Annotated in this window: 27 protein-coding genes and 1 pseudogene; 18 read left to right on the forward strand and 10 right to left on the reverse strand. The window is 33.6% G+C overall.

Annotated elements, in window-relative coordinates:
• The first annotated feature begins 12 nt into the window (after window positions 1-12).
• Window positions 13-99: an IS3 family transposase gene (locus AC1DKZ_RS26985; RefSeq protein ID WP_078030485.1), complete on the forward strand. Its 87-nt coding sequence runs from the start codon at window positions 13-15 to the stop codon at window positions 97-99.
• A gap of 67 nt (window positions 100-166) precedes the next feature.
• Here the strand turns inward: AC1DKZ_RS26985 and AC1DKZ_RS26990 are convergent, their stop codons facing one another.
• Together AC1DKZ_RS26990 and AC1DKZ_RS26995 are read right to left on the reverse strand one after the other, a co-directional pair.
• Window positions 167-556 (reverse strand): MerR family transcriptional regulator, encoded by a 390-nt coding sequence (locus AC1DKZ_RS26990; protein WP_080118355.1) that lies wholly within the window; start codon window positions 554-556, stop codon window positions 167-169.
• A gap of 7 nt (window positions 557-563) precedes the next feature.
• The gene (locus AC1DKZ_RS26995) at window positions 564-1,274 is read right to left on the reverse strand and encodes an SDR family NAD(P)-dependent oxidoreductase (RefSeq protein ID WP_476997431.1); all 711 of its coding nucleotides are present in this window, start codon (window positions 1,272-1,274) and stop codon (window positions 564-566) included.
• 189 nt (window positions 1,275-1,463) lie between these two features.
• Between AC1DKZ_RS26995 and fumC the strand changes: the two genes are divergently transcribed.
• Window positions 1,464-2,852 (forward strand): class II fumarate hydratase, encoded by a 1,389-nt coding sequence (fumC, locus tag AC1DKZ_RS27000; RefSeq protein WP_113735573.1) that lies wholly within the window; start codon window positions 1,464-1,466, stop codon window positions 2,850-2,852.
• Window positions 2,853-2,947: 95 nt separating this feature from the next.
• Here the strand turns inward: fumC and AC1DKZ_RS27005 are convergent, their stop codons facing one another.
• Window positions 2,948-3,370 (reverse strand): PH domain-containing protein, encoded by a 423-nt coding sequence (locus tag AC1DKZ_RS27005; protein WP_044441536.1) that lies wholly within the window; start codon window positions 3,368-3,370, stop codon window positions 2,948-2,950.
• A 132-nt stretch (window positions 3,371-3,502) separates the two neighbouring features.
• Between AC1DKZ_RS27005 and AC1DKZ_RS27010 the strand changes: the two genes are divergently transcribed.
• Window positions 3,503-3,694 carry a hypothetical protein gene (locus AC1DKZ_RS27010; RefSeq protein WP_476997432.1) on the forward strand — a complete coding sequence of 64 codons (192 nt, stop codon included), beginning with the start codon at window positions 3,503-3,505 and terminating at the stop codon, window positions 3,692-3,694.
• Between the two features lie 38 nt (window positions 3,695-3,732).
• Here AC1DKZ_RS27010 and AC1DKZ_RS27015 read toward each other — a convergent pair whose 3' ends face one another.
• Entirely contained in the window at window positions 3,733-4,518 is a 786-nt protein-coding gene (locus tag AC1DKZ_RS27015) for an MBL fold metallo-hydrolase (protein ID WP_476997433.1), read from the reverse strand.
• Between the two features lie 220 nt (window positions 4,519-4,738).
• Here AC1DKZ_RS27015 and AC1DKZ_RS27020 point away from each other — a divergent pair, with 220 nt between their 5' ends.
• Entirely contained in the window at window positions 4,739-5,503 is a 765-nt protein-coding gene (locus AC1DKZ_RS27020; protein WP_002141210.1) for a DUF2087 domain-containing protein, read from the forward strand.
• A gap of 99 nt (window positions 5,504-5,602) precedes the next feature.
• Entirely contained in the window at window positions 5,603-7,012 is a 1,410-nt protein-coding gene (locus AC1DKZ_RS27025) for an MATE family efflux transporter (RefSeq protein ID WP_242309221.1), read from the forward strand.
• A gap of 53 nt (window positions 7,013-7,065) precedes the next feature.
• Here the strand turns inward: AC1DKZ_RS27025 and AC1DKZ_RS27030 are convergent, their stop codons facing one another.
• The gene (locus tag AC1DKZ_RS27030; RefSeq protein ID WP_476997434.1) at window positions 7,066-7,764 is read right to left on the reverse strand and encodes a Type 1 glutamine amidotransferase-like domain-containing protein; all 699 of its coding nucleotides are present in this window, start codon (window positions 7,762-7,764) and stop codon (window positions 7,066-7,068) included.
• A gap of 541 nt (window positions 7,765-8,305) precedes the next feature.
• On the opposite strand from AC1DKZ_RS27030, the pseudogene AC1DKZ_RS27035 reads away from it, so the two are divergent.
• The 6 genes and pseudogenes from AC1DKZ_RS27035 to AC1DKZ_RS27060 all read left to right on the forward strand — a co-directional run bounded on the left by AC1DKZ_RS27035 (window position 8,306) and on the right by AC1DKZ_RS27060 (window position 12,098).
• Window positions 8,306-8,703, forward strand: a pseudogene (locus tag AC1DKZ_RS27035) (DUF3942 family protein).
• 125 nt (window positions 8,704-8,828) lie between these two features.
• Window positions 8,829-9,245, forward strand: coding sequence for a BlaI/MecI/CopY family transcriptional regulator (locus tag AC1DKZ_RS27040; RefSeq protein ID WP_002031086.1), 417 nt, complete (start codon window positions 8,829-8,831; stop codon window positions 9,243-9,245).
• 1 nt (window position 9,246) lies between these two features.
• Window positions 9,247-10,059 carry a M56 family metallopeptidase gene (locus tag AC1DKZ_RS27045; protein ID WP_002012264.1) on the forward strand — a complete coding sequence of 271 codons (813 nt, stop codon included), beginning with the start codon at window positions 9,247-9,249 and terminating at the stop codon, window positions 10,057-10,059.
• 54 nt (window positions 10,060-10,113) lie between these two features.
• Window positions 10,114-10,827 (forward strand): cytochrome c-type biogenesis protein CcdA, encoded by a 714-nt coding sequence (ccdA, locus tag AC1DKZ_RS27050; RefSeq protein ID WP_476997435.1) that lies wholly within the window; start codon window positions 10,114-10,116, stop codon window positions 10,825-10,827.
• Window positions 10,828-10,845: 18 nt separating this feature from the next.
• On the forward strand, window positions 10,846-11,400 hold the full coding sequence (locus tag AC1DKZ_RS27055) for a TlpA family protein disulfide reductase (RefSeq protein ID WP_002031090.1): 555 nt from the start codon (window positions 10,846-10,848) through the stop codon (window positions 11,398-11,400).
• 14 nt (window positions 11,401-11,414) lie between these two features.
• Complete coding sequence (locus AC1DKZ_RS27060; protein ID WP_002086390.1) at window positions 11,415-12,098, forward strand: prolipoprotein diacylglyceryl transferase family protein; 684 nt, start codon at window positions 11,415-11,417, stop codon at window positions 12,096-12,098.
• Window positions 12,099-12,146: 48 nt separating this feature from the next.
• Here AC1DKZ_RS27060 and AC1DKZ_RS27065 read toward each other — a convergent pair whose 3' ends face one another.
• Window positions 12,147-12,692 (reverse strand): helix-turn-helix domain-containing protein, encoded by a 546-nt coding sequence (locus AC1DKZ_RS27065; RefSeq protein WP_476997436.1) that lies wholly within the window; start codon window positions 12,690-12,692, stop codon window positions 12,147-12,149.
• Window positions 12,693-12,841: 149 nt separating this feature from the next.
• Here AC1DKZ_RS27065 and AC1DKZ_RS27070 point away from each other — a divergent pair, with 149 nt between their 5' ends.
• Together AC1DKZ_RS27070 and AC1DKZ_RS27075 are read left to right on the forward strand one after the other, a co-directional pair.
• Window positions 12,842-14,182 carry a D-serine ammonia-lyase gene (locus AC1DKZ_RS27070; protein WP_476997437.1) on the forward strand — a complete coding sequence of 447 codons (1,341 nt, stop codon included), beginning with the start codon at window positions 12,842-12,844 and terminating at the stop codon, window positions 14,180-14,182.
• 157 nt (window positions 14,183-14,339) lie between these two features.
• On the forward strand, window positions 14,340-15,587 hold the full coding sequence (locus AC1DKZ_RS27075) for a DUF445 domain-containing protein (RefSeq protein ID WP_219301952.1): 1,248 nt from the start codon (window positions 14,340-14,342) through the stop codon (window positions 15,585-15,587).
• A 30-nt stretch (window positions 15,588-15,617) separates the two neighbouring features.
• Here the strand turns inward: AC1DKZ_RS27075 and exsE are convergent, their stop codons facing one another.
• From exsE to AC1DKZ_RS27095, 4 genes are read right to left on the reverse strand one after another with little or no spacing between them, the layout of a single operon-like run.
• Window positions 15,618-16,574 (reverse strand): exosporium protein ExsE, encoded by a 957-nt coding sequence (gene exsE, locus AC1DKZ_RS27080; RefSeq protein ID WP_476997438.1) that lies wholly within the window; start codon window positions 16,572-16,574, stop codon window positions 15,618-15,620.
• Entirely contained in the window at window positions 16,571-17,641 is a 1,071-nt protein-coding gene (locus tag AC1DKZ_RS27085; protein WP_016119984.1) for a hypothetical protein, read from the reverse strand. The genes exsE and AC1DKZ_RS27085 overlap by 4 nt, the downstream gene beginning before the upstream one ends.
• On the reverse strand, window positions 17,634-18,077 hold the full coding sequence (locus AC1DKZ_RS27090) for a hypothetical protein (RefSeq protein ID WP_002126705.1): 444 nt from the start codon (window positions 18,075-18,077) through the stop codon (window positions 17,634-17,636). The genes AC1DKZ_RS27085 and AC1DKZ_RS27090 overlap by 8 nt, the downstream gene beginning before the upstream one ends.
• Window positions 18,074-18,619: an RNA polymerase sigma factor gene (locus AC1DKZ_RS27095; RefSeq protein WP_307897080.1), complete on the reverse strand. Its 546-nt coding sequence runs from the start codon at window positions 18,617-18,619 to the stop codon at window positions 18,074-18,076. Before AC1DKZ_RS27095 ends, AC1DKZ_RS27090 begins: the two co-directional genes overlap by 4 nt.
• A gap of 219 nt (window positions 18,620-18,838) precedes the next feature.
• Here AC1DKZ_RS27095 and AC1DKZ_RS27100 point away from each other — a divergent pair, with 219 nt between their 5' ends.
• The 5 genes from AC1DKZ_RS27100 to AC1DKZ_RS27120 all read left to right on the forward strand — a co-directional run bounded on the left by AC1DKZ_RS27100 (window position 18,839) and on the right by AC1DKZ_RS27120 (window position 23,951).
• Window positions 18,839-19,477: a response regulator transcription factor gene (locus AC1DKZ_RS27100; protein WP_002012250.1), complete on the forward strand. Its 639-nt coding sequence runs from the start codon at window positions 18,839-18,841 to the stop codon at window positions 19,475-19,477.
• A gap of 4 nt (window positions 19,478-19,481) precedes the next feature.
• On the forward strand, window positions 19,482-20,582 hold the full coding sequence (locus AC1DKZ_RS27105; RefSeq protein WP_219301955.1) for a sensor histidine kinase: 1,101 nt from the start codon (window positions 19,482-19,484) through the stop codon (window positions 20,580-20,582).
• Between the two features lie 136 nt (window positions 20,583-20,718).
• The gene (locus AC1DKZ_RS27110; protein WP_002148977.1) at window positions 20,719-21,657 is read left to right on the forward strand and encodes an ABC transporter ATP-binding protein; all 939 of its coding nucleotides are present in this window, start codon (window positions 20,719-20,721) and stop codon (window positions 21,655-21,657) included.
• 37 nt (window positions 21,658-21,694) lie between these two features.
• Window positions 21,695-22,804 carry an ABC transporter permease gene (locus AC1DKZ_RS27115; RefSeq protein ID WP_427280511.1) on the forward strand — a complete coding sequence of 370 codons (1,110 nt, stop codon included), beginning with the start codon at window positions 21,695-21,697 and terminating at the stop codon, window positions 22,802-22,804.
• Window position 22,805: 1 nt separating this feature from the next.
• Window positions 22,806-23,951 (forward strand): ABC transporter permease, encoded by a 1,146-nt coding sequence (locus AC1DKZ_RS27120; protein WP_113938075.1) that lies wholly within the window; start codon window positions 22,806-22,808, stop codon window positions 23,949-23,951.
• Window positions 23,952-23,991: the final 40 nt, after the last annotated feature.

Here is a 23,991-nt window from a genome sequence, read left to right on the forward strand (position 1 = left end):
TTAAAGGATTATATGGAGGAGTATAATTATAATCGTTATCAGTGGACATTAAAAAAGATGGCTCCGATCGAATATCGGAACCACCTTTTAAGTGCTTGATTTTTCAGGGCTTTTTTATTAAACTGTCCATTTTATAGGGTACAGTTCATATGTAGAAGGTGATTTTTTATTTTATAATAGGAGTTGAAGAAGTTATTTCGTCCTCATATTTAGCAATTTTTTGTTGTATCTTTTTTAAGTTTTTTTCAGTGTCTTGAATGAGCTGTAAGACATTGGTCTCCTGTTGTTTCATTAATTCCAACCGTTGAAGGATGGTAGATTCCCCCACCATAGACCAGTCGATAAATTTTTTTGTTTTTTGAATTGGCATACTGGTGTTTTTTAAACATAAAATCATCTCTAAATATTTCAGTGCTTCTTCATCAAAAACGCGATCTCCTTTTTCATTTCTTTTAAGAAAAGGGAACAGTCCTTGTTTATCGTAATAACGTATTTGAGAAATAGTTAAGTGGTGCATTTTGGCGACTTGCCCAATTGTATAATACATATCATTCATCCCTTTATTACCAAGGTATAACGCCGTCTTTATTTAGTATTTTACCATTATAGTTTGTTTCACTTAATGCATATTTAATAATAATTTTAGCACTTTCATTGGTCGTATGGCCACCTGGGGAATTTCCATTTAGGTCAGTAGTTGTAAAACCAGGGGTTACTCCGAAAATTGCTGGACCGTTAGTACCAAATTCTTTGCTAAATGCTAATGTTAAAGCATTAATAGCTGTTTTTGAAGAATTGTATCCTAATGTATTAATTGGGTGTGTTTCACCGCTAGCAAACATTGTTAGTGAGGCCATGTCAGTTGTTACATTTATAATTTTACTGTTGCTTGATTTCTTTAATAATGGTAAAAAGGCTTGCACCATTTGGAATGTTCCAAAAAAGTTAACTTCAAATCCTTGGCGTAAAGTTTCAATATTTAATTCACTAGGTAGCGTATGGAAGTCGAGTGCTATGCCTGCATTATTGATTAATAAATCTAAGTGGTCAGTCGTTTCATGGATTTTTTTGATTGCTTCTTGAATGGATTGAGTACTAGAAATGTCTACTTGAATATAGGAAACGTTTGAAACATTTAAAGATTCTACGGCTTGTTGTCCAAGTTGTTTATTACGAGCACCTAAAAATACGTGATAGTCTTTTTCTGCTAATTGACGAACCAATTCATATCCGATCCCTTTATTCGCACCTGTTATGAAAGCATATTTTTTCATTTTGAATTCCTCCAGTGTCGTTATAGTAGGTTACAATGGAAAGGATACAGCCTAAACCTAAGTTTAGGTCAAGAGGAATTTATGAAAAAAATATTGAATATTAGTATATGTGAGTGAGAATTCTTATCATTTGATTGAAAGTCTGTTAATATAAGAGATGTAGGTATATTTTTTCAAGGGGATGAAAAAATGGAGTACAGAATTGAAAGAGATACATTAGGAGAAATAAAAGTTCCAGCTGATAAATTATGGGCAGCACAAACACAACGTAGTAAAGAAAACTTCCCGATTGGAACAGAGCAAATGCCGCTTGAAATTGTAAAAGCATTTGCCATTTTAAAGAAGAGTGCAGCGCTTAGCAATCAAAAATTAGGAAAGTTATCAGAAGAAAAAGCAGAAACAATTGTGGCAGCAGCTGACGAAGTAATTGCAGGGAAATGGAATGAACATTTTCCGCTTGTTGTATGGCAAACGGGTAGCGGTACACAGTCAAACATGAATGTGAATGAAGTAATTGCAAATCGAGGGAATCAAATTTTGAAAGATAAGGGATCTGACGTACATATTCATCCGAATGATGACGTGAACATGTCTCAAAGTTCAAATGATACATTTCCAACAGCGCTTCATGTAGCATGTGTAATTGCAGTAGAAAATCACGTATTACCGGCAATTACGAAATTAAAAGAAACTTTAGCAGAAAAAGTAACTGCATTTGAACATATTATAAAAATTGGTCGTACACACTTACAAGATGCAACACCGTTAACATTAGGACAAGAAATTAGCGGATGGCACCGTATGCTTGAAAAAACAGAGCGTATGATTGCAGAGAGCAATACATATATGAAAGAGCTTGCAATTGGTGGTACTGCAGTTGGAACAGGTATTAATGCTCATCCTAAATTTGGTGAGATGGTGTCAGAGGAAATTAGCCAATTTACAGGTAAGCAATTTATTTCTGCACCAAATAAGTTCCACGCATTAACGAGCCATGATGAAGTTGTATATACGCATGGTGCATTAAAGGCATTAGCAGCTGATTTAATGAAGATCGCTAACGATGTACGCTGGCTGGCAAGTGGTCCACGTAGTGGTCTAGGAGAAATTATTATTCCGGCAAATGAGCCAGGAAGCTCTATTATGCCAGGTAAAGTAAATCCAACGCAAAGTGAAGCGTTAACGATGGTTGTAGCGCAAGTGATGGGAAATGACGCAACAATCGGATTTGCTGCGAGCCAAGGTAATTTTGAGCTAAACGTATTTAAACCAGTTATTGCATATAACTTCTTACAATCCGCTCACTTATTAGCAGATGCAATTGTTTCATTTAATGATAATTGTGCAGTTGGCATTGAAGCGGATGAAGAAGTAATTAAAGAGAATGTGAATCGTTCATTAATGCTTGTTACTGCATTAAACCCGCATATAGGATATGAAAATGCAGCGAAAATTGCGAAGCATGCTCATAAAGAGGGGTTAACTTTAAAAGAAGCGGCATTGCAATCGGGCCTATTAACAGAAGAGCAATTTGATGAAATTGTAGATCCGAAAAAAATGATTGCTCCGAAAGAGTAATAGAAAAAGCCAAGGTTCTTAGTTTAGAATCTTGGCTTTTTTTGATATTTATTTTATGTTTCCGCCACTTGTACTACTGCAAGCTCCAAAAGATATTATTTGTTAGAAGACGTATTCATTACTTTCATATGTGGGCAGTTCTCTTTTAAGAGTGAAATGAATTTTTCTTCTTCTTGTGGTACGAAAGTTGTCACAGAGTCAAATAAATTATAATCAATTTCTAATTGCTGCCTAGTCCATTTTTCTGAACGGAGTGTTTTGCCAGAGTATTTAATGTGACGAATATCTTCAAATGGAATTTCAGTACGTAATATGAAACCGTGTTTTACAATAAGAGAAGATTCCGTTATGTTGTAGTGAGAGAAATAGAATGAAGAGAGATTCACGATATTTAACAGCATCATAAGAGTGAAAAAAATAGAATTTTCGTTTTGGAAGAATAGCGAAATGAAAAAAATAATTATAAATAATGTAATAAAAATGACGTGAAATGGATTTTTTTTCGCTTTAAACTTCAAGTTAGTCACCTCGTTATACGTGTTATTTAACTAAATTAAATCACAACATCGTAATAAACTGAAAGAATATGCAGAATTGCATATTCTTTCGGTTTATTATTCGTGTAAAATTTTTTGATAGGATAAATTTAAATGAAGTTTTTAATAGTGGAGTGGCATAAAGTGACTAACAAGAATAGAAGTGTAGTGCTAGTCATAATTAGTTGTATGGTGATTATGAATGGCTGCTCAAATAGATTCGCTGAGGATGGAAAGCGAAAACATGTATTTGTACAAGCGAGTAAAGTTTTAGTGGAAGTTGTTTATAAAATATATAAAGGGTAAAAAGGGTGTTTCTATATGTGGAAACACCTTTTTTGTAGTTAAAATTGAATACTGAAGTTTTGGAATGAGTGAATGTTGGTTCCATGTTGAACGAGGTTGTTATCACTTAAATATTGAATAGCGTATTTTACTTCTTTCAATATAATAGGAGAAAGACCAAGTGTATGATGTGAACCGTAAATTTGTTTAATAGGAGAGAAGTTTGTAATTTTGTTTAGAGACTGAACTAAGTCTACAGGATTTGTCGATGGATAAAACGCAAAAATCGTGCCTTCATAAAGTAAATCTCCTGTGAATAAAAACGCAGTTTCATAATCGTATATACAAATATATCCTGGTGAGTGAACTGGAGTATGTATAATTTGAATTTTCCTATTTCCGATATCAATAATGTCTCCATCCTGTAGTAATTTTGTTGGTGTTCCTTGAAATGGATTGAATGTTTCAGGTTGAAATGTTTTAGGTGTAGGTTTAGTAATGTCACGAGCGATGTCGTGTCTAATTTGAGTAATAGGAAGTCCTTTTATGCCGTTAATGAGCCAATCTTCTTCTAAAGCATGTACATAGATTTCTTCATATTGTGAGTGACTACCGATATGATCCCAATGAACGTGTGTTGTGACAACTGTAATTGGTAAGTTTGTTAGTTGGTCTGTTATACGTTTCATCTTATCGATACCTAGTTCAGTATCGATAAGGAGTGCGGTGGTATCGCCTACAAGTAAGAAGGAATGTACTTTCTCCCAATGTCCATATTCACTAATCGCATATGTATTTCGAGCGATTTGTTTAACAGTAAACCAAGGGTCGTGCAGAATAGTCATGTTTTGTTTCACATCCTAAATTCATTTATTAAACACATTCGCTTTTCGTTGCTTTAAGTCCTTTTTTAATTTGTTTAATAGATTTTTTTATAAAAGTTTATAAAATGGGTAAACGGAACGTTGAAATGTTTGTTTGTGTTATGTTAAGATGGTGAAGTGGTAATAAACGTTATTGTGATTTGTTTGGTTTTTGAATAAACGTTTTGAAGGAGTGTTTAGTGTGAGTGATATTTCAGAGAAGTTTTGGGATGCATCGGTTGAGGAATTGAAGAAAGGGTATGTGTTTGAAGCGGAAGCAGAGGAATATATTTGTTTAGCTTGTGGAGAAGCGTTTATTAAGGGGGTTATTTATCAAGATAATCAAGTTTTGTATGAAGCAGAGAAGTTTGTGCAATTGCATGTGCAAAATGAACATACGTCTATGTTTGATTATTTATTAAATCTTGATAAGAAGTATACGGGTTTAACGGATTTGCAAAAGAAAATGGTTCAGTTTTTCCATATGGGGCTAAATGATAAAGAGATTGTAAAAGAGATGGATGGCGGAAGTACATCAACCATTCGTAATCATCGATTTACACTTCGAGAAAAAATGAAGCAAGCGAAAGTGTTTTTAGCGTTAATGGAACTGTCAGAAAAAAAATCAAAAGTACAAACGAAATTTGTACCCATTCATAGAACAGCAACGATGGTGGATGATCGCTACAATATTACGGAAGAAGAAAATGAGGAAGTATTAAAAGCACATTTTACAGAAGGATTAGATGGACCGCTTTCTAAATTTCCGAAGAAGCAAAAGCGTAAATTAATTATATTACGCCATTTAGTGACGAAGTTTGATAGTAATAAAAAGTACAATGAAAAAGAAGTAAATACTGTCATAGAAAGTGTATACCCGGATTTTGTAACTTTAAGAAGATATTTAATCGAATATGGGTTTTTAGATAGAACAGCTGATGGAAGCCAATATTGGGTGAAGTTATAATAATACGGAAAAGAAAATGAATGGAAGCACATCGTTATAACAACTATACAAAGAGATAGAAGTTGAAAAACAGATTTTTAGTAAAAGGAGAAATGAAATTTGAAACCACCTACAGATAACAATAAAGAAGGTGTAGAGTCACAGAAGTCAGAAACGGAACATAAGCCGATATGGAAATCGATGTCCATGTTTTTAGTGCCGTTACTTTTAAGTAATGTATTACAGTCAGTTGGACAGTTATTTGGAATGGTAGTAGTAGGAAGATGGCTTGGCGTAAATGATCTAGCAGCTATATCGGCATTTTTCCCGTTATTTTTCTTACTCGTTTCATTTGTAATTGGAATTGGTTCTGGTAGTTCAATTTTAATTGGTCAGGCATTTGGTGCTAAAAATGAGGAGCGCTTAAAAGCTATCGTTGGTACGACGCTTACGTTTACTTTTATTATCGGAGTCGTGTTGGCGATAATAGGTAGTATTTTTGCGATGGATATTATGCGTCTTATGGGAACGCCAGAAAATATTATTGAAATAAGTGTGCATTACGCAAGAATTTTATTTATATCTATGCCAGTATTATTCTTATATTTTGCATATACAACATTTATGAGAGGTACAGGAGATTCAAAAACGCCATTTTACTTTTTAATCGTAAGTACAGCGCTAAATATGATCTTATTACCAATTCTTATTTTTGGCTGGTTAGGAGCTCCGAAATTAGATGTTTACGGAGCAGCCTATGCTTCAGTTATATCTACAGTTATTACGTTTATTGTCATGCTAGTGTATTTAAAGAAGAAAAATCATCCACTGCAATTAGACGTTACAGTAAGAAAATATCTTCGTATGGACTGGGAGTTATTAAAGTTATTATTACGACTTGGTATTCCAGCGAGTATTAATATGATATTAGTTTCATTATCAGAAATTGCGGTAATCGCATTTGTGAATCGCTATGGGTCAGATGCAACAGCGGCGTATGGCGTTGTGAACCAAGTTGCAAGTTATGTACAAATGCCAGCGGTTAGCCTCGGTATTACAGTATCAATTTTTGCAGCGCAATCAATTGGTGCGAACCAATTTGATCGATTGCAGAAAGTTGTTAAGGCCGGAATTATTATGAATTATATCATTGGTGGTGTATTAATATCTCTTATTTACTTGTTCTCAAGAGATATTTTAGCACTATTTTTAACAAGTCAAAATACAATTGACATTGCTCATAGTCTAATCATGATTACATTATGGAGCTACTTAATTTTCGGTCATGCACAAATTATTAGTGCGACAATGCGAGCAAGTGGTACTGTACTATGGCCAACTGTAATCAGTGTTGTATCAATTTGGCTTGTTGAAGTACCTGTGGCGTATTATCTTTCTTACCATACGAGCCTTGGAATAGAAGGGATATGGATTGGGTATCCAGCTGCATTCATCGTCAGCTTAATATTACAGTATGCATATTATAAGCTTTCATGGCAGAAGAAACGAATTACACGATTAGTGAGTTAAAAGATGAAAATGTCCCTAAGTCATTATACTTAGGGACATTTTTTTATGAATGCTTATAAATAACTTTTTAAAGTTATGTCAAAATGTTGTCTAATGAGTTCTCCATTATTCATATAAAACTCCCAAGCTGTATCTGGCTCACCGATAATTTCAAATGAACCTTCTGTAATATATAAAGCGCAATTATCTTCTAATGCAATACCTTCTATATTACCTTGGTGAGTTTGTAAAAACGTATGGAAGGCATTCATTCTATTTAATTGATTGTAATGGGGGCAAAATCTTTTGTTAACAATACCCCAGCCACTACTTTCTATATAACCGGAACTTTCATAATCTGAACGAATGCTAGATGTGAACCAGCACATAGCACCGGCACTATATCCTGCAATAAGTGTTCCACGTTTTAAAGCAAATAGTAACTTTTCATCTAGTTTATGTTCTTTCCATTGTTCAAGCATGTGAACGTAATTTCCACCGCCAAGGTAAATTAAATCGGCAGAATGAATCATCTCATCTATTTCATATTTAGTAAGTGTTTCGGTTGAAATGCGTAAAATTTGAACCTCACAATGTAATTGCTTTTCAAATGTTTCTAAAAATAACTTTATATATCCTTCATCATCACGACTAGCTGTAGGAATGAATAATACTTTTGGGTATTGTTTATTCGTTAATTCTATAAGTCGTTCATTAATATGCAAGTGATTTGGATCTTGTAAATCACCGCCACCAATGACAGCTAATTTCATAGTAAAGCACCACCTAATAATATTTGTTATGTAAAAATTCGATAGTGGGGAGTTACATTCCTTCTGTGATTTAATGAATAAGGGGAAATAAAGTAAACAATATACTGAAATAGCATGAGGTATCGTTAGCTGTAGATAGAAAGGAATTAGAAGCAGTTTATCCCGCTATTTGCGGGCAGTAAACTCCCGCCTCAAAATGCAACTGGAGCAAAGCAGTTAGGTGGGAGTCGGGCTGCCCGTAAACGCCCGATTGGTGTGGGCTAATAATCAATGGGGGATGAACACCCCCCATTGATTAAAGTTTCACTTTATTGATATATAATACTGGAAAATATTGTTTCAAAATATGGGAACAATATGTTTAAATGAATATAACGACGTACTAATGAATGTTGAAAGAGTATTTATATTTAAAAAGTACAGGGAATACCAAAAGTTTTACAAAAGTGTTTTTTACTTTTTATAGGAACTTATTTTATAATATAGTTAAATTATATTAATATATTTATTAGCGTAGACTAAAAAGAGGGAGCGTGAAAGAGTGGATTTTCGATTTGAGTTCGCAGCGAAGGTGAAAGAATATTTAGATGATGAAAAGATGAAAAAATAATAAAAGATGGACACAGAGATATAATTTATAAATATTTATATCCGTTAGAGAGTGAAATTGGAATTTTTAAAAACCCTAACTTTACTTTTTTTGCATCAGGAAGACGTTCACATATAGTATTAGAAAATATTGAATTTAAAACAGAAGTAAACGTAGAAAGTAATATAATTGAAATTACAAAAATAGTGGATAATGTGGTGATTCCATTAGATACTATCGTAGCTAAAGATCGGGAATTATTTGCACTTGGGCGTAATGAGAAATTTAGTGTGCAAATATTAGAATATTATCTCTATGATACATTTGGAGAGAAGTTAGGTTTACAATGAATCGAACGTGGTACAGATAACTAATTAGTGGAGATTAGGATTCATTTAAGTATCAGTTAATATCATTTATGTTTGACCTTCTATATATTTTATACTACAATCTGTAGTGTGAAAGGGGCCATACGATGTTTACTCAAAACTACAAGTTAAATGAGCAAGGGTTAAATCACTTTTTCGGACCGCTTGAAGCGAAAATAATGGAAATTGTTTGGGCTACTGAGGGTATTACCATTAAAGATGTGCAACAGAGATTAAGTGAAGAATCCCCGGTGAATTTTAATACTGTAATGACAGTTATGAACAGATTAGTAGAGAAAGCACATTTAGAAAAGCATATTGTGAAAAGAAGTGGTATGTATCGTACTACACAAACGAAGGAAGAATTTTTATCTAATCAAACGAAGAAAATGACACAGGAATTAATGGGTGAATTTGGAGATCTTGTTGTGAACCATATGATAGATGAGTTAGAACAAGCTGATCCATCTTTAATAAAAAAATTAGAAGAGAAATTAAGTCGGCTAAAAAAAGAGGACCGATAAAATGAAGTGGCAAATGCGTAAAATCGTTTTGTTAGCAGTGACTATTAGTGTGCTTTTTTTAAGCATGTTAGTATACTACGTTACATACCCATTTCTTTTTCAAAATAAAGCATTTTTCCTTTCTCAATTTTGTTTATTTGAATTACAAAAACATATGAGGGAACTATCAATACTTCGTATAATGATAGCCGGATTACTGTTATTTACTGTAATCATTATGAGTAAAAGAATTTGGAAGCAATTTTTTTATAGTAAAAGATTGAAAAGAAATCTCGTGTCTATTACTAGAAAAGGAAAGCAAGTGTACGTATTATCAACGTTACAGATTACGGCATTTACAATTGGATTATTTCGACCGAAAATTGTCATTTCAGAAGGAATGTTTCAGGCATTTTCTGAGGAAGAAATTGATGCGATTGTATTACATGAGGAATATCATCAAAAAAATCGAGATCCATTAAAGTTATTTTTCTTTACATTGTTAGCTGAGGGAATGATGTATATTCCTATATTAAAAGGGATGTTGCAGCGTTATCATGTATATCAAGAGCTATCAGCAGATAAATATGCGATGCAAAAAATGAAATCTTCATTTGAGCTAGGTAGTGCATTATTAAAGTTAATTAAAATAAAGACGATGGAAAATCAATGTATTACAGCGTCGTTTGCGAAAACCGCAATTAATTTACGAATTGAGCAAGTGTTGAATGAGAAAGTTGTTAAGCTGAATATGCCATTACATACAAATTCAGTATATGTAACGTTAGGGCTATTTTGTATGTCGATTGTACTTATTGTCGGAGAGTGCATATAGCCTCTTTTTTTAATAATTAACACTACGCATTGTAGTGTGTTTAGGAGGGATAAAATGAATGCGGCGGATTTAACAATTTGGCTAGTAGTAGGGGCTGGGATACTTTCATTTATATCACCATGTTCTTTACCGCTATATCCATCTTATTTATCATATATTACAGGTGTGTCTATTCAAGATTTAAAAGAAAATCGTGGGATTATGCAAAAGTCAGCGATTATACATACAGTATTTTTTATGATCGGTTTCTCGGTTATATTTTATGCGTTAGGTTTATCGGTGAGTTGGATTGGGATTACTTTTTCATCTAATCAAAGATTGATTCAGCAAATTGGTGGGGTTTTTATTGTTTTGATGGGGTTATTTATGACTGGATTGTTTCAGCCTAAGTGGCTTGTGGCAGAGAAAAAAGTGCAGTATAGAAGTAAATCGACAGGATATATTCGCTCAATTTTGGTCGGCATGACATATGCAGCAGGATGGACACCGTGTGTTGGTCCGATATTTTCTGCAGTGCTTATGCTCGGGGCGACCAATCCTGAAAGTGCGCTTCTTTATATTACGGCATATACTCTTGGCTTTGCAGTTCCGTTTTTCGTGATGGCATTTTTTATTGGAAAGGTAAAATGGATTGTTACTTATGCCAATGTCATGATGAAAATCGGCGGTGGAATGATGATTTTAACAGGGGTTTTATTATATACAAATCAAATGACGAAAATTACAGCGTTCTTTATTCGTCTATTCGGCGGATTTACGGGATTTTAGAAATGAGGAGGAAGAAAAGTGAAGAAACTAATTGCTATTATACTAGCTGGGGCACTAATTTGGGCCGGAGTTAACTTTTATAATACTAAGAAAGAAGAAAAAGAAAGAAAAGCGAAACAAGCGGAGTTACAAGAGAAGGAAGTATTACCACAAGTGGGATTTAAAGCGCCGAACATAACATTAAAAGGATTAGATGGGAAGCTTTATTCGTTAAATGATGCAAAGGGAAAACCGTATGTTATTAATTTTTGGGCATCATGGTGTGGTCCATGTGAAATGGAGGCTCCTGATCTAGTTCGTTTGTATGATAAATATAAGGAGGATGTTGAAATCTTTGCGGTAAATGCAACAATCGGGGATCCAGTACAAGAGGCGAGCGCATTTGCAGATCGTCACGGATTTAAATTTCCTGTTCTATTAGATATGGATGGAGTAGCTGGAATAGATTATAAAGTATTTTCTTTACCAACGACATTTTTTGTTAATAAAGATGGAATTATTGTAGATCATGCACGAGGTGTATTACCTCCAGATCAATTAGAAGAGAAGTTTAAGAAAATAATTGAGAATTAAGAGGGGATTTCATAGTGATGGAGTGGATGGTGAGGTTACAACCCGTTTCTCTTATAATAGGAAGTTTATTTGGATTTACTCTAATGAAACTAAGGATGAAAAAGCAAAATATTCAATATGAAAAAATGATGGATGCAGTAACGAATGGCTTTCTTATCATTGTATTAGTATGGAAATTCGCACCGGCAATTTTAAATCCGGTATGGGCCATTGGGGCGCCAATGCCAGCATTATTAGCTGTAGGAAGTATTCAGCATATTATAGTAGGGTGCGTAATTGCGAGTATATATATTGTTTGGAAAAGTAAAAAAGAGCAATTTTCTCTTCGGATTTTACTTGATACATTACCTTTTGGATTTTGCGTGAGTATAATCTTTTATTTTATATTCCATCAAGAAGTAGGTGCACAAACGACACTGCCGTGGGGGATGAAAATATATGAATCAAAATTTTTGTATCATCCTATTTTCATGTATGAGATTATACTCGCACTCGGTATAATTGGCTCGTTATGGATTAAAAATGAAAGATTAGGAAATGGAAAGAATATAAGCTTTTTTCTAATTTGCGAGGGAATTGCTCATATCATTATTTCACTTATTAGTGAACAAAATTCAGTTCTATTTGGTCTTTCAATACAGCAAATACTCAGTTTTTTTGTTATTAGTTTAGGGATTTTGTTAGTACCAAAAAAATAAAAGTAGCCATGCACGGAGAGCATGGCTATTTTTGTATCATCATATGAATTAAAAAATCGGCGGAGTAACAGAAAATAAAACAATCGCATTTTTCTCGAATTGATTTACCCATTTATGTTTTAAATAAGCTGGTATTTTTACGCTATCACCAGTTTCTAATGTGTATTCTTCTTCATTTAAGTGCAATGTGATTTTTCCGTCTAATACAATTGCTAATTCTTCACCTTTATGTTCTAGAACATTTTCTGATGAAGCAGTATTTGGTGGGATAGTCATAATTGCTGTTGCTAAATTTCCTGTGAAATCAGGTGATAACAATTCATATGATAAATTATCGATAATCATTTTTTTTCTTTTATGAGAACGTACAATTAAATCGTCTGTATTATTTTCTTCAAGTAAAAAACTAAATGTTGGAACATCAAGAGCTTTTGCAAGTACCTTTAATGTTTGAATAGAAGGGTTAGCAGAACCACGTTCAATTTGACTAAGCATTGATGGTGTGATTTCGGCCATCTTTGCTAATTCTTTACTAGTTAATCCTTTTTCTTTTCTTTGTTTTTCAATCTTTTTACCAATATCTATATTTTCCATAATAAATGCTCCTTAATAATTATTAAATTATATTTAAATAAATTAAATTGAAATTAACTAAAATGAATTATTTATGTTAAACTATATTAAAATTAATTTAATTATAATTTATTATATGGCTATCTACAAGGATATGAGGAGGAAGAGGAATGAAGGAGATAGAGGCACTAAAAGAGCAATATCCACTAGTAAATAACTTAATCGCAACAGAAGAAGTATTTTGGATAAACCCGAATATGGAAAAGTATGAAACAGCAATAAAAAATTCGCCACTTAATGAAGAACATGTAAAAGACGCGGAAGAGAGATTAAAGCGTTTTGCACCATATATTGCGAAAGTATTTCCTGAAACGAAGGAAACAGGCGGTATTATAGAATCACCTTTAGTGAAAATACCTTCTATGAAACAATCTTTAGAGAAAAGTTATGGGCAACCTATTTTAGGGGAATTACTATTAAAATGTGATAGCGGGCTTCCGATATCAGGATCAATAAAAGCTAGAGGCGGAATATACGAAGTGCTGAAACATGCAGAGCGACTGGCACTTCAGCATGGAATGTTAACAGAGAAAGATGATTATTCAATTTTAGATAGTGATAGATTTAGAGGTTTTTTTGCGAAGCATTCAATTGCAGTAGGTTCTACTGGAAATTTAGGGCTTAGCATCGGTATTATGAGTGCGAAATTAGGTTTCAATGTGACAGTCCATATGTCAGCAGACGCAAAACAATGGAAAAAAGATTTATTAAGAAGTAAAGGTGTAAACGTTATTGAATATGAAGCTGATTATAGTAAAGCAGTAGAAGAAGGAAGACTGCGAGCAGATGCAGATCCTAGCTGTTATTTTGTTGATGATGAAAACTCACATGATTTATTTTTAGGATACGCAGTAGCAGCGTCACGTTTACAAAAACAATTAGAAGAGTTAGAAATTGTAGTAGATGAAGAGCACCCTTTATTCGTTTATCTTCCGTGCGGGGTAGGTGGCGGACCTGGCGGAGTAGCATTTGGTTTAAAGTTATTGTACAAAGACAATGTGCACTGTTTCTTTGCGGAGCCTACGCACTCTCCGTGTATGTTACTCGGTTTAATGACAGGGCTTCACGATAAAATTGCCGTTCAAGATATCGGGATTGACAATGTAACTGATGCGGATGGGCTTGCAGTAGGAAGACCATCTGGATTTGTCGGTAAAACGATGGAACCATTTTTGAGTGGAAATTACACAGTAAGTGATGAGGAGTTATATAGATTATTAAAAGAACTGGCTGATACTGAAAATATTTATTTAGAGCCTTCTGCATTAGCGGGTATGATAGGGCCGTTGAATGTATGTAAAGCTGAAAATGAGTATTTACAAAAACAACAGTTAACAGAGAAGGTGAAGAAAGGTACTCATATTGTGTGGGGAACTGGTGGGAGTATGGTTCCGGAAGACGTGATGAGTGGTTATTATAAAAAAGGTTCGGAATTAACGAAAGCAGAGTAAGGAAGAATGAGGCGATTTAAAGCCTCATTTTTTCATGTACATAAAAATCTTTGTTATTTTCACATTAGTTCTTTATAGTATAGTTATAAAGGATTATTCATATCGATTAAATATAACAAAACAGCTTTATTTTACATAATAAGAGGATGTGTATACGATGTCATTACAGACTAAATATATAGCGGGTATTTCGCTTGGGGTTATGGGCGTAGGTTTTGCGGCTTCAATCCCTTTTCAAGGAACGGTAGCTGGGGAGATTATACAAGGGGGATTTGAAGCTGGGTTAGTTGGTGGACTTGCGGATTGGTTTGCGGTTACAGCTTTATTCCGTCATCCGTTGGGAATTCCAATTCCACATACAGCATTATTACCTAAAAATCGGAAACGGGTAACAAAGGGACTCGTTTCTACGTTAGAAAATGAATGGCTGACGAAAGAAAGTATTACAAGTAAAGTAAAAGAAATGCAGCTAGCACAAATGGTACTGCAAATTGCTGAGAAAGAGTTACAGTCTGACGCTGTGAAAAAAGGAATTGTAACAATTGCTGAGAAAGCGATTCTTCAAATAGATACGGAAAAATTAGCAGTTATTATTGAAAAAGAATTAAAAACGTATTTGCATACAATTAACACAAGTAACATATTACAAGTTCTCGTGGATCAATTAGTAGTGCAAGAATATGATGAAAAAACACTTGATTACATATTAGTAAAAGTGAAAGATTGGACAGCTCAAGATGAAGCACGTTATCAGCTCGGAAGCTTAGGCATGAAGGCGATGGAAAACATAAAAGTAGATGGATTCCTACAGTTTACTTTGAAATCGTTTATGAATATTGTTGATGAGGATAAAATCGGCGGCATTTTGCAGAAGTTTATCATTAGCAATATTAACAGCTTACAAGATGCAGATAATAGCACAAGACAACTTATATTAGCGAAAATTCGTCAAGAGATTATAAATGTAAAAGAAAATGAATCTTTATTACAGGAATTAGAGAATTGGAAAGAAAAATGGATTGCAAATTGGGATGCTACAGACAAAATAAAAGAAATGCTAGAGCAAGTACAGAGTAGGGCAGTTACCTTTGTGAAGAATGAAGAATTTGCTGATAAATATGTTGTTCCATTCTTACAAACACAAATGAATAAAATAAAAGAAGACGAACTGACTGTTCAAAAAATAGAAGATTGGTTACAAAAACAAGTTGTTACTATTGTTGAAAAGAATCATTCGAAAATTGGAAAGCTTGTGCAAGAAAACCTTGATAAGTTAGATGATAAAACATTAATCGAAATGATTGAAAATAATGTCGGTAAAGATTTGCAGTGGATTCGTGTGAACGGGGCTGTTTGTGGTTTTATGATTGGATTAATTTTAGAAGGAATAAAAGCGATTATATGAGAAAAACCTTCCACAATTGTGGAAGGTTTCTTATTTTTCGATAACGCTCATATTTAAATTATAAGCTTTCTCAATATTTAATTTGTACGTTCCATTTCCTGTTTTTATCGAGTTTTTATACCAATGTTCTTGCCCATTTAATTCTGGATTTTCTTCTGAAGAATTATTTTCTTTTTTCGCTAAATCTTCTACTTGTTCCCAAGGTGTGTTTCCGTGAGTTTCTTTTTGATTTGTTACGGCTGTTAAAGAAACATCACTTTCTTTAGCTAAATGAACAGATACGTTTGAACTGTTTTGTACAAACCAATTATTTTGTAATTGACCTGGATAAAGAGATAGTTCGTTATTTGAAGCGCGGATCTCTACATTTTTATTTTGGGGAAGAACGAGTGTTTGTTTCACCTGTGGTGTTGAGTTAAATAACGTATGCTGAACCGGTAATGGTTTTAACGTTATATACATCGTTTCTCCAGCCGTTTGAACTGAAAGGAAATCATCTCTTTTTAAATTAGGTTTTTCATTTGTTTTTGTCGTCATTTCATATGTTCCAAAAAGATGAATTTGATTTGTATTATCACTCTCTATCGTTAGAGGGTGATGCCCCGCATCCACTACGATTTTTTTGATAGATTCAGGTATATCAAGTTGTCCGTCTGGAATATTACTCGTTTGTCTAGTTGTGTTAATAGAATGACGAACTTCTTCTAGCAATCCAGTTGATAATAAGCAGTAAAAAGCAATTCCAACACTTCCTAAAACTCCGATAAAGAAAATACTAAAAATATCATATTTAATAAATGAATGTTCCTTCTTAGAAAATAGAAGGTATAGTAAAATTTCAGCGCCAAGTATGATAAGTAAAACAGGCCACCAGGCTGTTAATGTATCTAATGCTTGAACTCCTTTTACGACTGAAAATAGTAAAAAGCAACCTAATGTAATAATGGAGAGCCCCATTGAGAATGTTCCAACGCGCCATGTTCTCATTCGTTTGTACCACCTTTGTTTTCTTTATTTCCAAGTAACAATTTAAAGCCGCCACCAATTAAAAGGAGAGCAACGATAGATGTTTGGAAATAGCGATAATATAGTTCGCTAAGATGAATATTAAATATAGTTGCAAAATAGTCATTCAAAATAGGAAGGACTGTTTGATCTAATAAATAATAACCACCGAGTGTAATTAACCCAATACCGATCCATCTTTGATGATTTATAAAATAGTCAATGATAGGTTCGTCATTTACACGTTCTTTTCCGTATTTTGCAGTTTGCTGTAACGCATCAAAAAAGCTATAGAACCAAATGATTGGTACTAAAAATAAAAACGCAGAAAGTCTTAATAAGTCGAGCAAATAAATAGATAGTAAAAAGGCTGCCATAAGCTGAAGACCACGGCGCTGTAAGCCTAAATACATATGTCCTGCTCCAGGAAACATTGCTAAAATGGAAGCGAATGTTTTATTTTTCTTTCCTTGTTCTCGGTGCTCTTCAAACTCTTCGAAAATAGTACGGTCATCTAGTTGCTCGCCGCGTTCTTTTTTCTGTAGTTGTTGAACAACATCAAAGAAGTTATAAATCCATAAAACAGGTAGCGTAATAAGGAAGATAAGAAAACTTTCTTGAGATGTTAAGAGTGCAACGAATATAATCATACTTCCTATTCCTGTACAAGCTACTAAAAATGTAAGTCCGCGTTGCATAAGTCCTAATTGAAAATGACCAAGCCCAGGAATGATTGATAGAAGAATGATATAAAATCGTTCGCTTTCTTTAGAGGACTCTGTAAATTCTCCGGCTGCTTGTTTTTTCGATTGATTAATAATAGTGATAACTAAATCTAATAAATTGATCGCCCATAACACGACTAGTAAAAATAGAGAAAGAAAAGCAATATCACGCGCTCCTAATGCTATTGTACAAAATGCTGCAAAGATAAATAGAAATAAAGCCCCGCCGCTATATAAAATAAATCGTCCGAATTTCTTTAAATATAAATGTCCAAGCCCAGGAATTAGCCCTAACACAAGTGCTAAAAAGGGATTTTTATTCATGCTTTGAACCTCCGTCCTTTTTTGATGTGTCTACCGATTTGTTTACAATTTGTTGTGAGATAGAAGACTCGTTATGTTTTGAAGATTTCTCGAAATTTGATGTCGCTGTGAAAATATACTGGAATAAACCACTTACCATAAAAATAATTGTAGCCGCAGTCGCAATTATGTAGTGAATAATTGTGCGCTTTAGTGAGTTTGTTTTTATATTTTCATTAGGCTGTAACGTTTCAAAATTAATTTGCGTCATAACTTCGTTCGTAAATGAATCATCATTTATCATTGGAAGGTTTTCGTGTTGTTCATCAATACTTTCCATATAAAGTGCTAAACAATGATCACATTCATAAAGATGTTCTTCCATAGATTCACGTTCATTGTTTGATATAACATCTAATGTATAATTACGCCAATCTTCTTTTGAATAATGCATCATAGAAACTCTTCCTCCTTCCAATGTTTTTTAATCCATTTTCTTGCCCGATACAGTTTCATTTCGACTGTTTTCACTTCAATATTTTCTTGCAAAGCAATTTCTTGATAACTTTTTTCTTCTAAGTAATGTGCGAGAACGACGTCACGGTAATTGTCGGGAAGTTCTCGCAGTTTTTGAGCAATGAGTAATTTTTGCTCTTTCGTCAATAATAATGCCTCGATATTATGAGAGGATTTTATATTTTCCGCAGTTTCTTTACATAAGGAGAGTTCTTCGTTTTCTCTAGCTTTTTTTCTCTTATAATCAATAGCGTGATTGGTGGCAATACGTGCCATCCACGTTTTTAATCCGCGAAATTGATAATTTGGGAGAGAGGCGTGAATTTTTACGAATACTTCTTGTGTAACATCTTTAGCATCTTCTTCATGTCTTAAAATGGAAAAGATAACTTGAAAAATATAATGACGATATGTTTGTACAAGGATACGAAAAGCATGTTCGCTTCCTTGCTGTGCTTTTGCAACTAATTGTTTTTCCTCAATCGGTCTCTCCCTCCTTTTTGACGCATTCTATTATATAGACGTAAGAAATGATAAGTCACCCTACACATGTTATAAAAAAAGAATAATATATTTTTAGCAGGAGGGCTATATGAAAAAGGTGTGAAAAAATGGTAAAGAGAAGTATATAATGAGCAAAGAGGAAATGCTACATGGAGAAAGGATGTGAATGTTAGTAGGATAAGGTCCATACTAACAAACATGAAAATTAAAATATTAATAGCCGATGATAATTCTTTTATAAGAGAAGGCATGAAAATTATTTTAAATACATATGAAGAGTTTGAAGTATTAGATACCGTAAATGATGGAAAAGAAGCTGTAGCGTATTGTAAAAAATATGAAGTTGATATTGCGCTTTTAGATGTTCGTATGCCAAACATGAACGGGGTAGAGGCGACGAAGTTAATTTGTGAAGAGACAAAAACGAAGCCTCTCATTTTAACGACATTTGATGATGATGAATATATTTTGGACGCAGTAAAAAACGGAGCGAAAGGTTATTTATTAAAAAATAATGATCCGGAGCGTATTCGTGATGCGATAAAAGGAGTTTATAACGGTCAAACTGTTATGCAAGATGTAGTGCTTGATAAAATTAAGTCTAATTTAATGGAAAGTAAAGAGGAAGAATCTAAAATTGATAAGAGCCTTTTCACAGAAAGAGAGCTTAGTATTATCGCATTAATTGCGAAAGGTTTCTCAAATAAAGAAATTTCGAAGCAACTTTTCATATCTGAAGGAACGATTGCAAATTATATTACATCAGTTTTAGGGAAAACTGGACTAGAACATCGCACACAAATTGCGATTTATTACTTAACAGGGAAAGTAGATTAATGTTATGGAATTTTGGTTAACTGTAAGTAAACTTATTGTCTTTTTATATATAGTGTTTAGCTACATTCATTTAAATGTTACGAACTTACCGTGGATTATATTTACTTTGCTTTTATATCTTTCTGTCAATGTGTTGATCTCTATATTTAAAAAAGATACGTACAAAAACATATTAACTTGTGTGTCAATTGGCGTAGTTATGTTATTTACATGGAAGGTTCATCCGTTTTTTATTTTATTTTTACCTTTGAACTTATATGAAATTGCAAATTATTACATAAAAAAGAAATGGTTAATCTTTTTCATTATGATTCTTCCTATTATTTTTATAGGTGAAGGTATTCAAATGACGTATGGACTTATTAGTGCATTTTGTTTTTTTTCCTTAACGATAGCTCATCGCTATATAGCACGATTATTAAAACTAGAAATGCAAAATGATAAAATGAGAAAAGACATACAAAGACTTACGAAAAGCTTAAATGAAAATAAAGATTACATAAGGCAATCTGAATACACATTTAAATTAGAGGAAAGAAATCGACTATCTCAAGAAATTCATGATAAAATTGGTCACTCAATGACAGGTGCACTAATTCAAATGGAAGCAGCAAAGAGATTAATGGAAATAGATAAAGAAAAATCTGCGGAATTATTACAAAATGCCATTCATATTTCAAAAGATGGAATTGAAAGCATTCGGATTACATTAAAAAATATGAAGCCACCAACTGAGCAAATTGGTATTCATCGTATGAAATTATTCATAGAGGAATTTGCTGGTAAGCATGATATAAATATTCCATTCGTATATAAAGGGAACTTAGATATGATTTCACCAATTCAGTGGAAGATTATTGGTGAAAATGTTATGGAGGCACTAACAAACGCGATGAAATATGCTGATGCGACAGTCATTTCAATAGATATTCATGTACTGAACAAGATGGTGAAAGTACAAGTGAAGGATAATGGTAAAGGTGCAGCTCTTGTTAAGAAAGGCCTCGGTATTATGGGGATGGAGGAGCGAACAGCATCAGTAAACGGAAAAATTATTGTAGATGGAACAAGTGGTTTTTCAGTAACAATGTTATTGCCGATATAAGAGGATGAGACGAGGATGAATCATCTCATATGAAAAAAGTGAATAATCTCATGTGAAAAGAGTGAACTTCTGCACTGAGCAGGTTCATTCTTTTTGTTTATAATAAAAGCAGAGAAACCGAAATAGGGGTGAAATGATGAACACATTGGAAATTAAAAATTTAACGAAAAAATTTGGTGATTTCATCGCGGTAGATAATATGTCTTTATCTATTAAAGAAGGAGAAATATTTGGCTTTTTAGGTTCGAATGGTGCTGGTAAGAGTACAACGATTAATATGATTGCTGGTTTGTTAAGAAGTAATGAAGGTGAAATTAGCATACTAGGAAAAAATATAAAGAAACATAATCGATTTGCGAAAATGAATATTGGTATCGTTCCGCAAGATATTGCGATTTATGAAGAGTTAACTGCCTATGAAAATGTGAAATTCTTTGCTGGATTGTATGGATTACGAGGAGCCGAGCTAAAAGCGAGAGTAGAGGAAGCACTTCAATTTGTAGGCCTTAGTGATAAACATAAAAGTTATCCGAAAAACTTTTCTGGCGGGATGAAACGAAGACTGAATATCGCTTGTGCAATCGCTCATAGACCGAAGTTAATTATTATGGATGAACCGACAGTTGGAATTGATCCGCAGTCAAGAAACTACATTCTCCAGTCTGTCCGAAAATTAAATGAGATGGGAAGTACGATTATTTATACGAGTCACTACATGGAAGAAGTAGAAGAGATTTGTACGAAAATAGCAATTGTCGATCACGGTAAAGTAATTGCAGAAGGAACGAAAGAACAGTTAAAAGCGATTATTACCGATACGAAAGACATTTGGATTGAAGTGAAGTCAGTAGAAAATCTAGACGTTGAAAAATTAAAAGAGATAAACGGTGTGAAAGCTGTTCAAATTGAAGAGAACGTAATCAAAGTAAATTCTGATGCAGGATTAAATAATTTAAATAAAATTATTCAACACTTTATTAATCATGACATTGAAATTCGTTCGTTAGAGGAGCAGGCTCCGAACTTAGAAACTGTATTCCTTACGTTGACCGGAAGAAACTTACGAGATAAATAAAAGGTAAATGAAGAAAAAGTAAAGGGAGGTTCATCGATTGAACATCTTCAATATTGCAGTTATGCATATTAAAAGAGATTTCAGGGACGTAAGAACCTTAGTTTTTATGTTGGCATTTCCGATTGTGCTTATGCTTGTATTAGGAACAGCGTTAAGTAACGCATTTAATAGCGATAGTCAATCGTTTAAGGATATACAAGTGCTATATAAAGATGAAGCGAGTAGCACGTTTTCTCAATCATTTGAAGCATTTACAAAAGAAGTCGATAAATCAGGTATTCATTTTAAAAAGGCTTCCGAAGGTATAGATGGGAAAGAAGAAGTGAAGCAAAATAAATATGCTGCTTATGTAGAGTTAAATAAAGATGGTGCAAAATTTTACGGAAGTGACAAAAGTAGTATTGAGGGAAGTATTGTGGAAGGCATGCTTACAACGTTTGTTGATAAGTACAACGTAGTGGCCGAAGTTGCAAAAGTAGATCCGAGTAAGGTTAGCGCAGTTATTTCAAACGGAAATCATAATGATTATATTAAAGAAACATCTTTACAAGCTGCTAAAAAACCAGGTTCTATGGATTACTATGCGGTTGTAATGACGACGATGATTGCACTGTACGCTGCAATGGGGGCGAGTTTTTTAATTCGAGGAGAACGAATACGTAAAACAGGAGATCGTTTAATTGCAGCACCTATAAGTAAGGCTGAAATTTTCATTGGGAAAGTGCTCGGTAGTCTTGTAGCGAATGCACTTTGTCTATTACTCGTCGTTTTATTTAGTAAATTTGTTTTTCAAGCGAATTGGGGCGACCATCTTGGAATCATATTTATTATTTTACTAACAGAAGTCTTTCTAGCAATTAGCTTCGGTTTAGGAATCGGATTTATTACAAAAACAGGTGAGGCATCTAGAGCAATTATTATGGTTGTTGTGCAATTAGCTTCTATTTTTGGTGGTGCGTATTTCGTAGTGGAAGAAAATGTTGTTACGAATTTATCGCCATTAACGTGGGCCAACACAGCCATTATGAAAATTATTTATGCAAATGACATAGGGGCGGCACTGCCAGTAATATTTTTAAACCTCGGAATTTCAGCACTCTTTTTATTAATTGCGATTATTGCATTACGTAGACGGGAGGGGCTATAGTATGAAAGATATTTTATGGCTCATACAAAAAACGTTATCTGTGCTTCTGAAAAATAAAAAGGGGTTACTCATTATTATTAGCTTGCCGATAATAGGAACGCTCATTTCCTTTTCGATATATGGGAATGTAGGGCAAGGAACGTTAAATATTGGGGTTATAAATAAAGAAAATCAACCTATCGCAAATGATACAGTGAAATTTTTAGAAGGACTCAATCATGTAAATGTTAGTAAAATTAAGGAATCTGAAGTGGAGGATAAACTCACTTCAAAAAAACTTGATGGTGTTATTACATTACAGTCTGGTTTTTCTGAAAGTGTTCGAGAAGGGAAACCGAGTCATATTGAGATTTCATCGATTAAAGGCGATCAAGTAACAGGATTTATAAAATCGTATTTATATAACTATGTTGATAACATCGCTGCGATTAGTAAAGTGGCAGGGGCGGATCAAAGTACGTTTAATAGTATGTACGCTGGTTATCAAAAAAGTTCATTTAAAGTAAAAGCAGAGACACTTGAAGATACTTCGAAAAATAAGGATATGACAAATCAAACGATTGGTTATCTTATTATGTTTATGCTATTTTCAGCGATGAACTTATCAGGATTTATATTAAAAGAAAAAGAGAACAGAACGTATTTTAGGTTATTATCGACACCGATAGATGGAAAGAAATTTATATTATCTAATGTCGCGGTGAATATGATTATATTAACATTACAAATTGTAATTGCAGTATTATTTATGACGAATGTTTTTCATACGAATATAAATATGCCTTTCACAGTTATGATTGGTGTACTCATGATATTTGCTTTAATCGCAATTGGTTTATCATTAGTCATTGTGTCTTTTTCAAAAAGTTCAACTGCTTCAAATGCGATGCAAAATGTTGTTATTGTACCGACATGTTTATTAGCGGGATGTTATTTTCCATATGATATTATGCCGAAAACAGTACAAAAAATAGCTGATTTTTTACCGCAACGCTGGCTAATGGACACGATTTCGAAGTTGCAGCAAGGAATTCCGTTTTCAGAGTTGTATTTAAATATTCTAATCTTATTCGCCTTTGCGATAGCGTTCTTCTTAATTGCGATTTATAAGTTTGGAAGAAATAATGATGCAAGGAACTTCATTTAATGAAAAGGTGTGGCGCAATGCCACACCTTTTTTGTATTCG

This window comes from Bacillus sp. 05T21 (assembly GCF_056396785.1).

Coding starts and splice junctions, on each gene's coding strand:
- AC1DKZ_RS27075 (WP_219301952.1), top strand. CDS start 14,340: ATGTCATTACAGACTAAATATATAGCGGGTATTTCGCTTGGGGTTATG.
- AC1DKZ_RS27110 (WP_002148977.1), top strand. CDS start 20,719: ATGAACACATTGGAAATTAAAAATTTAACGAAAAAATTTGGTGATTTC.
- AC1DKZ_RS26990 (WP_080118355.1), bottom strand. CDS start 556: ATGAATGATATGTATTATACAATTGGGCAAGTCGCCAAAATGCACCAC.
- exsE (WP_476997438.1), bottom strand. CDS start 16,574: ATGAGAACATGGCGCGTTGGAACATTCTCAATGGGGCTCTCCATTATT.
- AC1DKZ_RS27085 (WP_016119984.1), bottom strand. CDS start 17,641: ATGAATAAAAATCCCTTTTTAGCACTTGTGTTAGGGCTAATTCCTGGG.
- fumC (WP_113735573.1), top strand. CDS start 1,464: ATGGAGTACAGAATTGAAAGAGATACATTAGGAGAAATAAAAGTTCCA.
- AC1DKZ_RS26995 (WP_476997431.1), bottom strand. CDS start 1,274: ATGAAAAAATATGCTTTCATAACAGGTGCGAATAAAGGGATCGGATAT.
- AC1DKZ_RS27100 (WP_002012250.1), top strand. CDS start 18,839: ATGAAAATTAAAATATTAATAGCCGATGATAATTCTTTTATAAGAGAA.
- AC1DKZ_RS27040 (WP_002031086.1), top strand. CDS start 8,829: ATGTTTACTCAAAACTACAAGTTAAATGAGCAAGGGTTAAATCACTTT.
- AC1DKZ_RS27015 (WP_476997433.1), bottom strand. CDS start 4,518: ATGACTATTCTGCACGACCCTTGGTTTACTGTTAAACAAATCGCTCGA.
- AC1DKZ_RS27120 (WP_113938075.1), top strand. CDS start 22,806: ATGAAAGATATTTTATGGCTCATACAAAAAACGTTATCTGTGCTTCTG.
- AC1DKZ_RS27090 (WP_002126705.1), bottom strand. CDS start 18,077: ATGATGCATTATTCAAAAGAAGATTGGCGTAATTATACATTAGATGTT.
- AC1DKZ_RS27010 (WP_476997432.1), top strand. CDS start 3,503: ATGAAGTTTTTAATAGTGGAGTGGCATAAAGTGACTAACAAGAATAGA.
- AC1DKZ_RS26985 (WP_078030485.1), top strand. CDS start 13: ATGGAGGAGTATAATTATAATCGTTATCAGTGGACATTAAAAAAGATG.
- AC1DKZ_RS27070 (WP_476997437.1), top strand. CDS start 12,842: ATGAAGGAGATAGAGGCACTAAAAGAGCAATATCCACTAGTAAATAAC.
- AC1DKZ_RS27065 (WP_476997436.1), bottom strand. CDS start 12,692: ATGGAAAATATAGATATTGGTAAAAAGATTGAAAAACAAAGAAAAGAA.
- AC1DKZ_RS27030 (WP_476997434.1), bottom strand. CDS start 7,764: ATGAAATTAGCTGTCATTGGTGGCGGTGATTTACAAGATCCAAATCAC.
- AC1DKZ_RS27045 (WP_002012264.1), top strand. CDS start 9,247: ATGAAGTGGCAAATGCGTAAAATCGTTTTGTTAGCAGTGACTATTAGT.
- AC1DKZ_RS27105 (WP_219301955.1), top strand. CDS start 19,482: ATGGAATTTTGGTTAACTGTAAGTAAACTTATTGTCTTTTTATATATA.
- ccdA (WP_476997435.1), top strand. CDS start 10,114: ATGAATGCGGCGGATTTAACAATTTGGCTAGTAGTAGGGGCTGGGATA.